This is a genomic window from Variovorax sp. efr-133-TYG-130 (assembly GCF_030208835.1).
In the GTDB taxonomy this organism is placed as follows: Bacteria; Pseudomonadota; Gammaproteobacteria; order Burkholderiales; family Burkholderiaceae_C; genus Variovorax.
Genome location: NZ_JARVTD010000002.1, coordinates 56,112 through 70,130, shown reverse-complemented (window position 1 = coordinate 70,130; position 14,019 = coordinate 56,112). Strand labels below are relative to the sequence as shown.

General features: G+C 62.7%; 13 protein-coding genes. All 13 read right to left on the bottom strand.

Annotated features, from left to right (window positions below; all coding sequences use genetic code 11):
* Window positions 1–127: 127 nt before the first annotated feature.
* Window positions 128–889 carry an ABC transporter ATP-binding protein gene (locus QRN67_RS01170; protein ID WP_285409938.1) on the bottom strand — a complete coding sequence of 254 codons (762 nt, stop codon included), beginning with the start codon at window positions 887–889 and terminating at the stop codon, window positions 128–130.
* Window positions 886–2,667 (bottom strand): branched-chain amino acid ABC transporter ATP-binding protein/permease, encoded by a 1,782-nt coding sequence (locus QRN67_RS01165; protein WP_285409937.1) that lies wholly within the window; start codon window positions 2,665–2,667, stop codon window positions 886–888. The genes QRN67_RS01170 and QRN67_RS01165 overlap by 4 nt, the downstream gene beginning before the upstream one ends.
* Window positions 2,664–3,704, bottom strand: coding sequence for a branched-chain amino acid ABC transporter permease (locus QRN67_RS01160; protein ID WP_285409936.1), 1,041 nt, complete (start codon window positions 3,702–3,704; stop codon window positions 2,664–2,666). The genes QRN67_RS01165 and QRN67_RS01160 overlap by 4 nt, the downstream gene beginning before the upstream one ends.
* A gap of 34 nt (window positions 3,705–3,738) precedes the next feature.
* On the bottom strand, window positions 3,739–4,734 hold the full coding sequence (locus QRN67_RS01155; RefSeq protein ID WP_285409935.1) for a Bug family tripartite tricarboxylate transporter substrate binding protein: 996 nt from the start codon (window positions 4,732–4,734) through the stop codon (window positions 3,739–3,741).
* A gap of 8 nt (window positions 4,735–4,742) precedes the next feature.
* On the bottom strand, window positions 4,743–5,429 hold the full coding sequence (locus QRN67_RS01150) for a flavin reductase family protein (RefSeq protein ID WP_285409934.1): 687 nt from the start codon (window positions 5,427–5,429) through the stop codon (window positions 4,743–4,745).
* A 66-nt stretch (window positions 5,430–5,495) separates the two neighbouring features.
* On the bottom strand, window positions 5,496–6,041 hold the full coding sequence (locus QRN67_RS01145) for a cupin domain-containing protein (protein ID WP_285409933.1): 546 nt from the start codon (window positions 6,039–6,041) through the stop codon (window positions 5,496–5,498).
* 51 nt (window positions 6,042–6,092) lie between these two features.
* Window positions 6,093–7,205, bottom strand: a complete 1,113-nt coding sequence (locus tag QRN67_RS01140) for an alcohol dehydrogenase catalytic domain-containing protein (RefSeq protein WP_285409932.1) — start codon at window positions 7,203–7,205, stop codon at window positions 6,093–6,095.
* Between the two features lie 62 nt (window positions 7,206–7,267).
* The gene (locus QRN67_RS01135) at window positions 7,268–8,407 is read right to left on the bottom strand and encodes an ABC transporter substrate-binding protein (RefSeq protein ID WP_285409931.1); all 1,140 of its coding nucleotides are present in this window, start codon (window positions 8,405–8,407) and stop codon (window positions 7,268–7,270) included.
* A gap of 32 nt (window positions 8,408–8,439) precedes the next feature.
* The gene (locus tag QRN67_RS01130) at window positions 8,440–9,585 is read right to left on the bottom strand and encodes an acyl-CoA dehydrogenase family protein (protein WP_285409930.1); all 1,146 of its coding nucleotides are present in this window, start codon (window positions 9,583–9,585) and stop codon (window positions 8,440–8,442) included.
* Between the two features lie 10 nt (window positions 9,586–9,595).
* Entirely contained in the window at window positions 9,596–11,170 is a 1,575-nt protein-coding gene (locus tag QRN67_RS01125) for a class I adenylate-forming enzyme family protein (RefSeq protein ID WP_285409929.1), read from the bottom strand.
* Window positions 11,167–11,973 carry a crotonase/enoyl-CoA hydratase family protein gene (locus QRN67_RS01120; RefSeq protein WP_285409928.1) on the bottom strand — a complete coding sequence of 269 codons (807 nt, stop codon included), beginning with the start codon at window positions 11,971–11,973 and terminating at the stop codon, window positions 11,167–11,169. The genes QRN67_RS01125 and QRN67_RS01120 overlap by 4 nt, the downstream gene beginning before the upstream one ends.
* Window positions 11,970–12,965 (bottom strand): 3-hydroxyacyl-CoA dehydrogenase NAD-binding domain-containing protein, encoded by a 996-nt coding sequence (locus QRN67_RS01115; RefSeq protein WP_285409927.1) that lies wholly within the window; start codon window positions 12,963–12,965, stop codon window positions 11,970–11,972. The genes QRN67_RS01120 and QRN67_RS01115 overlap by 4 nt, the downstream gene beginning before the upstream one ends.
* A gap of 61 nt (window positions 12,966–13,026) precedes the next feature.
* Window positions 13,027–13,920 carry a beta-keto acid cleavage family enzyme gene (locus QRN67_RS01110; RefSeq protein WP_285409926.1) on the bottom strand — a complete coding sequence of 298 codons (894 nt, stop codon included), beginning with the start codon at window positions 13,918–13,920 and terminating at the stop codon, window positions 13,027–13,029.
* Window positions 13,921–14,019 lie beyond the last annotated feature (99 nt).

Below are 14,019 nucleotides of genomic sequence, written 5' to 3'. Positions count from 1 at the left end.
TCACAAAGCAGCGCCCATGCCATGGTGATGCCGGCAAGCGCAATTGCACCTGGCGTGCAGCGCCATGCGCCTTCGTCCGCGCTGAAGAGATGAAAGATGCGCCAGGCAGGCATCGCGACGAGGCCAACTACCGCTTCAGCGCCGCGCCACCGAGATAGGTTTCCGTCACGCGCTGGTCGTGCTGGAGATCGACGCTCGGACCTTCAAGAACGACCTTGCCGGTCTCGAGCACGTAGCCATAGTCGCTGATCTGCAGTGCGGCACGAGCGTTCTGCTCGACCAGCAGGATCGCCACGCCCGACTGCTTCAGGTCCGCGATGATCCGGAAGATCTCCTTCACGATCAGAGGCGCGAGGCCAAGGCTCGGCTCATCAAGCAGCAACACCTTCGGCTTTGCCATCAGCGCGCGCCCCAGAACGAGCATCGCGCGCTCACCGCCCGAAAGCGTTCCTGCCAGCTGGTCCCGTCGCTCTTTCATGCGGGGGAAGCGGTGGAAGACCTCTTCCATGGTCTTCTCATGATCGCGGTCACCGAGGGCGTGACGTGCGTAGGCGCCCATCAGTAGGTTGTCCTCCACCGTCATCGTGGAAAACAGCTCGCGTGTCTCGGGGACCAGCGTCATGCCTTCCATGACGCGCGCCTCGACCTTGGTCCGCGTCTGCGGCCTGCCCAGGAACGAGATTTCGCCCTTGGACGCCAACTGCCCCATGATCGCCGCCAGCATGGTGGTCTTGCCCGCACCGTTGGGGCCGATCACGGTCACCATCTGCCCTGAGGCGACTGCCAGACTGGCACCGTGCAATGCCTCGACCTTGCCGTAGGCCACGGACAGGTTCTTGACGTCCAGGATCGGACCCGCGCCAGCGGCCTTGCTCAAACCGGCATTCATTCGGCGCTTCCCAGATAGGCCTCGAGCACGGCAGCGTTCTGCTGGATCTCCGAAGGGAGGCCTTCCGCGATCTTCTGGCCGAATTCCATCACGACGATCCGGTCGACCAGACCCATCACGAAGTCCATGTCATGCTCGACCAGAAGAATGCCCATGCCTTCGTCACGTAGCTTTCGGAGCAAGTCCGCAAGCGACTCCTTCTCCTTCAGCCGCAGGCCCGCGGCCGGTTCGTCGAGCAACAGCAGACAGGGGTCTGCGGCGAGTGCTCGTGCAATCTCCAGCATCCGTTGGTCGCCCAACGAAAGACTGCCGGCAGGCGTGTTCTTGAAGGCCCCGAGGCCGACCCGATCGAGTTGTCGCGATGCCTCTTTAAGCAGGCTTTTCTCTTCGGCTCTTTCGAGGTGGAGCGAGGCGCGCACAACACCCCCTGAGCCGCGCAGATGGGCGCCAATGGCCACGTTCTCCAATGCGCTCAGGTGTGCGATGAGCTTCACGTGCTGGAAGGTACGGCTCATGCCCAGTTTGGCGATCTCGTGCGGCCCCAGGTCGTTGACGCGGCTCCCCAGGAACTGCACCTCACCGGAAGTGACCGGCAGCACGCCGGAGATCAGGTTGAACATGGTGCTCTTGCCGGCGCCGTTGGGGCCGAGCAATGCCAGGATCTCGCCGGCCTTGACGCTCAGGCTGACACCGCCGACCGCCACCAGGCCGCCGAAACGCTTGGTGGCTTCAGACACCTCGAGCATCGTGGTCCCGAGCGCTGGCAGGGTACGGCGCGGGAGCGCGGTAGCCGAGCTGAAGTCAAAGGTCGGAGGTTGAAGGTCGCCATCGCGCGATCTGCCGAACCGCGCTTGCAACAGCGGGAACAAACCTTCCGGCGCACGATGCAGCAGCGCGATGGTCAGCACCGAAAGCACGATCACCTCATAGTTGCCGGTCTGTCCGAGCAGCTGCGGCAACGCGGTCGTGAGCCACTCCTTGAGCAGCGTGATCAGGCCAGCCCCCAGGATCGCACCCCAGATGTATCCGGCGCCGCCGATGACCGCCATGAACAGGTACTCGATGCCGTAGTTGAGGCCGAACGGTGTCGGATTCACGAAACGCTGCAGGTGCGCGTAGAGCCAACCCGAGACCGCGGCAAGCAACGCGGAGACCACGAACACCACGATCTTGGTTCGAGGGATGTTCACGCCCATCGATTCCGCCATCACGCGGCCACCCTTCAGGCACCGGATCGCCCTGCCCTCGCGTGACGACAGCAGGTTGCGAAGCAGCAGGATGGCACCCAGGACGAAGAACCAGATCAGGTAGGAGAAGCTGCGGCCATTGTCGAAAACCATGCCGAACAAGCTCACGAGGGGAATGTTGCTGATGCCCGTGTGCCCACCGAGGAAGCCCAGGTTCCCCGCGAGAAAATACAGGCTCAAGCCCCAGGCGATCGTACTCAGCGGAAGGTAGTGGCCCGCCAGCCGCAACGTCAGCGCGCCGAGCACGAGCGCGGCAAGCGCCGACAACGCCATGCCGATAAACAGCGTCACCCAGGGCGACAGGCCCGCAACGGTGGCGAAGTATGCCGCCGCATAGGCCCCGACGCCCACGAAGGCCGCCTGGCCGAACGACGTCATGCCACCGATGCCAGTAAGGAGCGCCAGGCCTACGGCGACCAGGCTATAGAGGCCCGCGTAGTTCAGGATCGTGACGAAGGATTCGGGCAGCACCATGGGTCCGACAGCCACGAGAACAAGAAACGCGGCGAGAAAGATACGGGGGGCGTTCATTCGTCGTCCTCTTCGATGTGGGTGGATTTGAGCGAGCGCCACAAAAGCACAGGGAGGATCAATGTGAAGACGATGACCTCCTTGTAGGAGCTTGCCCAGAACGAGGAATAGGACTCGAGCAACCCCACCAGGATGGCGCCGGCAGCGGCCAGCGGATAGCTCACCAGGCCACCGATGATGGCCGCGACAAACCCTTTCAAGCCGATGAGGAAGCCGGTGTCATAGAAGATCGTTGTGATCGGCCCGATCAGCAGTCCGGAGAGCGCGCCGATCGCTGCCGTCAACGTAAACGCAAGCGCACCGGCACCGGTCGAACTGATTCCCATAAGTTGAGCACCGGCGCGATTGACGGCCGTGGCCTTCAATGCCTTGCCCTTGAAGGTGCGATTGAAAAACCAGAACAGCGCGCCGATGGCGACGACGCTGGCCGCGATGACCAGCAATGACTGGCCCGTGATCTGGAGAGGACCGACCTGCCAGCGCTCGTCGCTGAACGCAGGAATGCGAGATCCCTCGGCACCGAACATGACGAGGCCGAGCCCGGTCAATGCGAGGTGGACCGCCACGGAAATGATCAGCAGAACGAGGACCGAGCCCTGCGCGACAGGCTGGTACGCCACTCGGTACAGCACAGGCCCGAGCGGGACCACCAGGGCCAGTGTCATGGCCGCCTGAATCATCAGGGGAAGCTCGCGTGGAGCCAGCCAGACGATGACCATCGCAAGGATCAGCGGGGCGACGCCATAGACGAGAACCGCGCGAACGATGCGGCCACGGTCTCCATCCCTTGCGGCGACTCCGAGTTCCATCACCAACGCCAGGAGAGCGAGCGCAACGAGTAGCCATAGCGTGCCCGGCGTCTTTCCGGCTTGGAACGCTGCCATGGTCAGTACGCTGAAGGCGACGAACTCGCCCTGGGGCACGAAGATGACGCGAGTCACCGTGAACACCAGGACGATGCCGACCGCCAGAAGGGCGTAGATGGCGCCGGTAAGGAGGCCGTCCTGAAACAGGAAGGCGGCGACAGTCAGATCCATGGGAGCTTCTTTCTGATGGCGAAGTCCACGATCCTCAATCGCCCCGGAACCCCGAAGCCTTCACGATCCCACCCCACCGGACCGCCTGTTCCTTGAGCATGCGGTCCGTCTCATCGCGGCCTGCGCCAGTGACGGTGAAGCCGGCCTCGATAAGCTTTTGCTTGACCTCGGGCGACTGAACTGCGAGCAGGAAATTGCGGTTGAGAAGATCGAGGATCGCGACCGGTGTGCCCGCAGGCGCGAGCACGCCAAGCCATGAGGAGAAGTTGAGCTTAGGCATGCCGGCCTCGCCCGTGGTCGGCACATCCGGCAGCAATGGCGAGCGCGACTTGGCCGTGATCGCCAATGCCCTCATCTTCCCTCCTTTGATCTGGGCGCTGGCAACGGCAGTCGACACCCATGCGCCGCTGACGTCACCCGCGATGATGGCGGTCACCGCATCGCCCGTGTTGCGAAAGTGGATCGGCTCGACCTTGACGCCGGCCTGCAGACCGAACTCGACAGCGCCAAAATGCCCCGGGCTACCGGCACCGAAGGTTGCGAAGTTCAACGGGTTCGCCTTCCCCTTGTTGTCGGCGACCAGTTCTGCGAGCGTCTTGTATGGAGAGCTCGGCGGAACGACAAGCACGAAGTCGGCCCATGCGAGTTCGGCGACCGCAACCAGCTCGCGTGCCGGGTCATAAGCAAGCTTGGTGAACGCGGCGGGTGCGATGCTGACCGAACCCGCTTCTGCCAGCAGCAGGTTGTAGCCATCGGCCGGAGACTTGGCCACGACCTGCGACGCAATCTGTCCGCCCGCCCCCGGCCTGTTGTCGATGATCAACGGTTGCTTCACGAGTTCTCCGACCTTCTGGCCGACGACTCTTGCAAGCAGGTCAGGCCCGGTACCCGGAGGAAATCCCACGCTCAGCTTGATCGAGCGGTCAGGAAAAGTCTGGGCGCTCGTCGAGAACGGCGCCGCGAGCGCCAAGAGGGGAATCAGCGCCGCGACCGCGCGAGAAGCGATCGTTGTCATCATTGTTTTTTTCATGTCGAAGCCTAGGCGTTGCGCGTGAGTTCCAAATCCACCTTGTCGGGCGAACCCTCCAGCCCGCCCAACAGGGCACGCTGATCCCCTGGAATGACCATGCTGAACTTCGAATCCACCGAGGTGTATTCAAAGTAGCCCATGCGCGCGATCGGCCTGACCTTGACGATGTCGACCAATCCCTCGGCATCGAGCACTTCGTCGGCGATGTGGATCGCCACGACCTTGCCGAACACCACGTCGGCACTGCCCATCGGACCGTTGCCCGGAAAGCGAAGCGTGTTGAGGTACTTGCACTCGAACTGGATCGGCGACCGCTTCACACGCATCGCCTTGACGAGTCGCGAAGGCGCCTTCTCGAGGCCCGCAAGCTCGAACTCGTCGACCTCCGGAGGCAGTTCCTGCGCGCTGATGTTCACCGCCTCGCGAAGATCCCAAGTGGCCATGTTCCAGACGAACTCACCGGACTGCTCGGCGTTGCGAACCGTGTCCTTGCGCACACCCTTGCTATCCTGATTGGACGCGAACATCACGATGGGCGGATTGAAAGTCACGTTCTGGAACTGACTGTAGGGAGCGAGGTTGTGATTGCCGTGCTCGTCGACCGTCGAGATCCAGCCGATCGGACGGGGCACCACGCATGACTTGAATGGGTCATGCTTCAGGCCATGGGGAATGGTTCCGGGTTCGTAGTACATGGAGAGTCCAGATCAGGCCCCGCTCGCGCGGGCGCCGGTTAAATGAGAGGTTCGATCGCAGTTGCGTCAAGGAACCCGCGCCGCGGCGACAAGCACGAACAACATGGTGGCGGGCTTGTCGCTCCGGTTGCGCCAGGCGTGACGGGTGCCGCGCTGAACGACCAGGTCATGAGGCGACAGCTTCTTTATCTCGCCGTCGTCCAACTCGAGATGGATCTCGCCTTCGAGCAGCATGCTGTAGTCGATGGAGTCGGTCGTATGCATGCCAGGGCTGTCCATCTCGAAGCGCTCGGCGAGACCAGGAAGGTTGGTCATGTACTCGCCTCCGGCCGCAGCGGGATTGAAATCCGGGCTTGCCATCACGCTATCTGGCGGGAAGGTGACGACCTGCAGGATGGTTCCACCGGCAGAAGGAATCCAGGACTTGGCCGCGAGCGAAGGGTCGTGATCAGGAGGCTGCGGAACCGTGGAGTCTGCAAAAGTTTCCCAAGCAAACGTGGTTTCGAAGCCCGGCACATGCACGAATTTTTTCGCATGCGGCGCAGGGCCGTCAGCGACGAAGATCGATTTTCCCGAGGCACTGTGGCCTGTGACGATCCGACGTACTTTCATGTTTGTCTCCTTTATGTAGATTCATGGGTGCAGGGGCAAGAGCCCTGATGCTCAATGCATGATCACGACGTTCGTGAACCCGCCGCCGCGTTGGTCGATCGCATCGAGTGCCTCGTTGACTTTGTCGAGCGGAAACCGCTCGTGTTCGAAAACGCCCAGGTCCAGCGTCCCAGCGGCTGCCATCGCCGCCATGTCCTCTCCTTCGGCCGTCGTGAACCAGAGCGACCCGATGTACGACTTCTGAAGGCACATCAGGGGGAAGGGTTCAAGCGGGATGGGATCTGCGACGCCGCCGATGTTGATGGCCTTGCCACCGCGGCGAAGCGCGTTGAAAGAGTCCAGAACCGTGCTGACCGGCGCATTCGGACCAAGGGTCTCGATCACCGCATCCACGCCGTAGCCGTCGGTCGCTTCCATGATGACCTCGGAGGTCGGACGCTCACCAAGCGCGATCGGCACGACACGGGATGGATCCAGCTTGCGGATCTTCTCGAGCAGAGTCTTGTTTCGTCCGGTACCAAACACTTTCGCGGCGCCCATCGCAAGCGCCAGGATGACGGCGCCGAGGCCCAACGTACCGGTCGCACCATCGACCAACACGGTCTGGCCCGGTGAGAACTGGGCCTTGCGCAGCGCGGAGTAGGACGTTCCCAGATAGCCGAAGCGGGCTGCCTGTTCGAACGAGATGCTGTCCGGCAGCTTCACGAGGTTCGCAGCAGGCGCCGTCAGGTACTGCCCGAATCCACCATACGGATAGTCTTCGTAAACCTGTTGCGATCCCGGGCCGAAGCCAAAGTACCCCTGGAAGGTGTACGCCGTGCAGTTGATGAGGTCTCCGCGACGGCAGGCCGTGCAGCTGCCGCAGGACAGACCCGGGTTCACGTAGACACGGTCTCCGGGCTTGATGCCCGACCGCACCTGGCTGCCCACCTTGGAGACGATGCCGGCCGAGTCCAAGCCGTAGATCGCCGGCAACTTGGGCAGGGGAAGGAACGGAAACCAGGTCGGGTAGTTGGTCACCACATTGCGCAGGTTGGGAACAACTCCCGCTGCCTTGACCTCCACGAGTACGTCCGTAGGGCGAACCTCGGGCACCGGAATCTGATCGACCTGAAAGGGTTCGCCGATCGCATGCAGTCGCGCAGCGCGCATCAACTTTGTCATTGCTTGTCTCCTTGTCTAACCACTGAAGAGACCCACGGCATCGACCCGCCGCGGGCGACGAATCACTTGACGAGCTTCCAGTCGCCGGCCTCCACTTTCACCAGCACGCGCGCACGGTTGTCCACGCCGGCGTGGTCGGTGGGCGTCATGTTGTAGACGCCGTGCGTGCCCACGAGCTCCTTCGTCGACTCCAAAGCGTCACGGACAGCCTGGCGGAATTCCGGCGTGCCAGGCTTGGCCTTCTTCGACGCTGCCGCGACGGCCTGGTCGGCCAAGAGATAGGCGTCGTAGGAATAGGCCGCGAAGGCGTTGCGGCTGCCGGGACCGAAGGCACCTTCGTAGGCCTTGGTGAACTCGAGCGAGACCTTCTTGGTCACATTGGTGTCCGGCAGCTGTTCCGCCACCATCACCGGGCCTGTAGGGGCCATGGCGCCCTCGAGGCTCTTGCCGCCGACTCGGAGGAAGTCCTTGTTGATGACGCCGTGGTTGTGATAAACCTTGCCCTTGTAGCCTCGCTCCAACAGCGTCATCTGTGGCAGTGCGCCTGGCGTGCCAGAGCCACCCACCACGACGGCATCCGGATTGGCGGCAAGGATCTTCAGTGCCTGCCCCGCAACGCTGGTGTCCAGACGACCGTAGCGCTCCTCGGCAATGATCTTGATGCCCGCCGCATCGGCATTGGCCTTGAGACCGGCAAGGACCAGGTCGCCCCAGGAATCCGAAAACCCGATATAGCCCACGGTCTTGATACCTGAGGCCTTCATGTTTTCAGCGACCGCGCCCATCATCACGTTGACAGGCTGGGGAATCGAGAACACCCACGGGTTCTTGGAGGCGGCGCCACCCACTGGAGACAGCGCCAACTGTGGCGTCTTGAGTTCCGCCGCTACGTCAGTGATGGCGGTAGCCGCTGGCACACTGCTGGAGCCGATCAGCAGATCGACCTTGTCTTCCACGATCAGCTTCCTGGCGAGCCGCACTGCGTTGGTCGGATCGGTAGCGTCGTCCATCACCACGTACTGGACCGGCTGTCCGCCCAGCGTCTTGGGAAGCACGCTGAAGGTGTTCTTGTAGGGAATGCCCAGGGATGCGCCGGGGCCGGTGGCGCCGGTGATCACTCCCACCTTGACCTGGGCGATCGACGTCATGGCGAAGGCGGCCATGGCTGCTGCGAAGGCGAGCCTGAACTTCGAATTCAACATCTCTTTGTCTCCTTGGGGTCGTTTGAAATGAGTCAGAAGCCGAGTTGCCTTGCAACCACCAACTTCATGATGTCGCTCGTACCGCCGCCCACCATCGGGAAGTACGAATCGCGGAGGAAGCGCTGCACGGGGTATTCGTTCATCAAGCCGTAGCCGCCGAAGATCGAGAGCGCCATCTGACAGACCTCGTTGCAGCCGTCGCCTGCAACGATCTTCGCGAGCGCGGCCTCCGTCGTGATCGGTCGATCGGCATCCGCGAGCGCGGCGGCGTGGTACGTATAGAGGCGTGCCTGCTCCAGCTTCGCAAGCATGTCGACCAGCTTGAACTGCACCGCCTGGAACTTGCCGATGGGTTGGCCGAACTGCGATCGCTCCTTCGCATAGCGCAGCGCGGCGTCATAGGCCGCACGTCCGGTACCCAACGCCAGCGCTGCCGTGAAGATGCGATCGACGGTCAATGACTTGTAGGCATTCAGGAAGCCGCCACCCTCGCCCTCCCCCAGCCTGTGGTCGTCCGCGACGAAGACGTCTTCGAAAACGAGTTCGGCGGTATCCGAACTGCGTACCGAGAACTTGTCGAGCTTGCGTCCCACGGAAAATCCCGGCGAAGTGGTGTCCACCAGGAACAGCTCCAGCGCCTTGGCTCCCTTGCCGGGATTCGTGGTGGCGACGACCGTGATGAAGTCCGCCACCGTACCGTTGGTCGTGAAGATCTTGGTGCCGTTGATCAGCCAGCCGCCATCGACCTTGACCGCCTTGGTGCGCAACGACGCCGCGTCGGACCCGGAATTCGGCTCGGTGATCGCGAACGCGCCGATCTTCTCGCCGGTCAGCGCCGGCGCAAGATATTTCTCGTGGAGTGTCGGACCGCCCCACTGGAAGATGGTGTGGGTAGCGGTCGAACCCTGCATGCAAACACCGGCGGCGAAGCCCATAGATCCACGCGCAAGCTCCTCGCACAGCACCGTGAAGCACGAATACGGGTGCTGGAGGCCGCTGCCACCTGCACTCTCCGGATACATGGCTCCGAAGTAGCCGAGCTCACCCAGCTCCTTGAAAAGCTCGGTGGGGAAAGTACCCGCGTGATCGATGGCTTCGGCCTGCGGAATCAGACGTTCGTCGACCCAGCGTGCCACATAGCTGCGAAATTCTTCTACTTCGGTTTGGAGGTTGTTCATTGCTTGCCTCTCAATCGGTGCCGCTGCCGTATTGCTTGCGAAGCTCTTTTCGCAAGATCTTCCCGACGGCGCTTTTCGGTAGCGTGGTGGTGAAATAGATGGCCTTCGGGCACTTGTAGGCCGCGAGCTGGGAGCGAAGTCGCGCAATCAGCTCGTCTGCGCCGACGCGCACGCCCGGGCGCAGTACGACGGCAGCGACGACCTTCTCAACCCACTGAGGATCAGGGATGCCGAACACCGCGGCTTCCAGAACATCCGCATCGCGGTAGAGGCAGGCCTCGACCTCGGTCGGGTAGACGTTCTCGCCCCCCGTGACGACCATGTCATTCTTCCGATCCACGATGTAGAGGAAGCCTTCTGCATCGAAGTGGCCGAGGTCACCGGTCTTGAGCCAGCCAGCGGCGTCGAGGACGGCGCGCGTCGCGTCATCGTTGTGCCAATAGCCTTTCATGATGTCCGGACTGAAGACTTCGATCTCGCCAATGCCGCCCGGCTCGACCTCGCTTCGCATGTCGTCGACCAGGCGCACCGCGCGCCCAGGAAACGGCTTGCCGCAGGAGCTCAGCAAATGCTCGCCTTCGAGGGTTCCTGCGCGTCGATGCGCATCGGCATCCAGACCCGTCACGAAGCCCGCTTCGGTCGAGCCATAGCCCTGCGCAAACGCGCACGATGGAAAGGCGCGCATCGCGCGGCGCAGGATGTCCGGCGGCATGGAAGATGCCGCATAGAAAAGCACGCGCAGGCTCGAAAGCGATGCGCCTTCGACGCCGGGATGCGCGAGCAGCGCGCCGACCATCGTCGGCACCAGATGCACGTTGGTGATCTGCCGACGCTCGATCTCCTGAAGCACCGTGCCAGGACTGAATTCGGGCAGGATGAGCGTCGTGCAGCCGGCGAAGAAGCTCGGGAAAAGGTGGTACCACATACCGCCGACGTGGAACAGCGGCATGACGGCCATCGTCCTGTCCCGCTCGGTCAGCGCCAGCATTCCATTGGCCGCGGTTCGGCTGTTGCCCATGGCCGCCGAATGCGAGATCGCAACGCCCTTGGGGGCACCCGTCGTCCCACTGGTATAGATCAGCGCGAGGATGTCGTCGGGCGTCGCCAACTGCCGGGGCGTCGATGCAGACGACTTCGAGAGCAGACTCTCGTACGCGATCCAACCGGGAGCCTCCGCGCCGAGAAGCACAAAGTGCTCGACGCTCGGAAGCAACGGGCGAAGACTGTCGATCAACTCACGATGAGGACCATCGACGACGATCAACTTGGGCGCGCTGTGGGCGATGAGCTTCTGAAGCTCGACCGCTGCCAGGCGCCAATTGAGGGGGACGACTATCAGCCCCGACTGCGAGGCGCCATAGGCTTCCACATACTCAGGCCTGTTGCGAGACAGAATCGCGACTCGATCGCCGTGAACCAGCCCAAGGGCCGCGGCGGCGTTGCACAGCCGGTTCACCCGGTCGTGGAATGCGCCGAAGGTGACCGATGCGCCCTCGAGCGTCTCGAAGGCGACCTTTTCGGTCAGGGCCGAGCCCTGCTGCCCGAGGACCTCGCCCATCGTCGAGCGCTGTGCGGGCGCGTTCATCCCCGGACCACCTTCCCGGCCTTGCGATCGAGGAAGTCTCGCAGGCGCAGCTTTGCCTCGTCGTCGCCTTGGGCGATACCGACCATCAGCATCTCGGTGAACAGGCCGTTGTTGGGATCCTGCTCGACGATGCGGGGAATGGCCTGGATCACCGCGAAGTTCGCGAGCGGCGCGTTCTTGCCTATCTTTTCCGCGAGCGCGACGGCCTTCTCCAGGCCCTCGCCAGCCTCGACCAGGTACTGCGACAAACGCAGCAGCTGATGCGCTTCCTGCGCTTCATAGACCCGCCCGGACAGCATCATGTCGATGACGGTCGAAGCACCGATCAGTCGCGGCAAGCGCACCGTGCCGCCCGAGCCGAGGAAGATGCCTCGAGTGCCTTCGGGGAGCGCGTAATAGGCGCCCTTTTCCGCAACACGAATGTGCGCCGCGGCTGCAAGCTCGAGACCGCCGCCGATGACTGCGCCGTGCAGGACCGCCAAGACAGGGACCTTGCAGTACTGGATCGTCTCATTGAGGCGTTGACCGATGATGACGGTCTCGAAGCCCTCGGCGGTGCTCGTTTCTTTGAGTTCGTTGAGGTCCAGGCCGGCGCAAAAATTGTCCCCGACGCCGTACATCACGACGCCCTTGACGTCCGATGGGATGGTCGAGAAGAACGCCTGCAGACCGAGCACGAGTTCGTCGCTCAGCGCATTTCTCTTCTCTGGTCGGTTCAGGCCCAACAAGGCTACGTTGCCACGTCGTTCGACTTGAATGCATGCCGGCAGCGGGATCGGCCAGCTCGAAGTGTTGTCACTCATGGTTGTCCTTTTTGCGAGCCCTTCGGCTCGTCCTGTTCGCTGGCCACCTGAAGCTTGATCACGTTGACCAATTGCTCGTCGCGCCATGCCACCCACTGGTCGATGGGCTGACCATCCGAGACTTCCGCGCTGGCCGCCACGAGCCGAGCCGTGACTTCCGGCGTCAACTGCGGCTGGCTCATCGGTGTCCACCACTCCTCGATGGCCTTGCCGGCGTGATCCAGAATCCCCTTCATTCCGCCAGGACCGCCGGCCAGATGCAGCGTGAGCAGACTTCCCATCAGCGTCCAGCGCGGGCCGAGGCCGTAGCGCACGGCGGCATCGATGTCACGCGCAGACGCCACACCTTCGACCAAGCAGTGGACTGCTTCACGAACCAACGCGAACTGCAGGCGGTTGGTCATGTGCCCGGTTGCCTCGACGTTCAGCCGAATCGGCTGCTTGCCGACGTAGCGTGCGAAGCCAAGCGCCCATTCGACGACGGCCGAGGCAGTCTTCTTTCCGCCCACGACCTCTACCAGGGGAATCAGGTGCGATGGATTGAAGGGATGCACAACGACAAAGCGCTCCGGGTGTGCGCAGGCCTCCTGGAGTTGGGATGGAGGAATGCCACCCGTGCTGGAGAGAATGATCTTTTCCGCCCCCGCGGCACCGGAGATCTCCGCGAGAACTCGCGCCTTCAACTCCGGCTTCTCCGGAACGTTCTCCTGGATCAGGTCCGCCAATGCAGCGGCGTCGCCCGCGGTCGCATAGAAGCGCAGGCGCTCGAGCGGTGGAACCACCGCGTCGGCGATTTTCAGTTCCACGAGTGCGGGCCATGCCGCCCTCACGAAGGCGATCGCTCGCGCCTCCGCGCCCTCGGAAGGATCGTAGGCAAGCACTTCCATGCCGTGGGCCAGGAACAGTGCGGCCCAGCTGGCACCGACGGAGCCGGTCCCGATCACTGCGACGGAACGAATGTCCTGCGGGCTGCGGTATTTTTCAGACGACATAGGTGTTCCCCGACCGCTCGAGCAGCGGCCTGGCCAGATTCAGGAAATGGAGAGAGGCCGCTTACTGCAGCGGGCGCAAGCCCATGATTTGGCGCGCTTCGGTCGGCGTGGCCGGCTCGTAGCCGAGCTCTCTGACGATCCGCACCATGCGCTCCACAAGCTTCACGTTGGTCGCGAGTTCGCCGTGCTCGTAGTAAAGGTTGTCTTCAAGACCCACGCGGACATGACCGCCGAGAAGGAGACCGTGCGTCGTGGCGGGCAGTTGAGCCGTGCCGATGGCGCTCACGTTGAAGATCGCTTCCTTGGGAAGATGCTCAACCATCATCTGCAGGATCTTGGGGCTGTAGGGCAGCGCGCCCTGGAAGGCGTTGACGCCCAGCACGATATTGATGAAATAGGGAGGTTCGTCCAGCCCCTCCTTGATCGCGCGGCCGACATCCTGAATGATGTCTTCCAGGCTGAAGACTTCCCACTCGGGCTTGATGCCCCGGGCCTTCATCATCTCAGCCAGTTGTCGCGTGCGCTTCGGCGTGGTCGGCACGAGGATCTCCTTGCCGCCGAAGCTTGCGCAGATGGTCTGAGCGTCAAGGGTGCACATCTCGGCGCCGGGCGCTTCCATCCCCTTCACGCGCTCGTCGAAGTTGATCTCCCACAAGCCGTTGTTGAGCTGGTGAATCATGTCGCCGTTGACGCCACCGCCGGTCGAGTTGTTGAGCACGATGTCGCACTTGGCGCGGATCAGCTCGTTCATCTGCGTGTAGACCTTCGGATCGCAGGTGGCCTCGTCGTCGCTTGCGCGGCGTGCGTGCAGTGCAACGACGCTGGCCCCTGCGTTGTAGCAGCGGTAGGTGTCGTCTGCGATCTCTTGGGGTTGGGTCGGCAGGTTCGGGTTCTGCTGCTTGTTCGCCATGCCGCCAGTGGGCGCGACGGTCACGATGACTTTGGGCTTTGCCATGAAACTTGTCTCCAGGTTGACCGGTTGCATGTTGCGAACCGACTTGTCTGGGCGGAATGTTAGGCAGCTGCCTGTTATCTGAATAATGTTCGCGCTCTA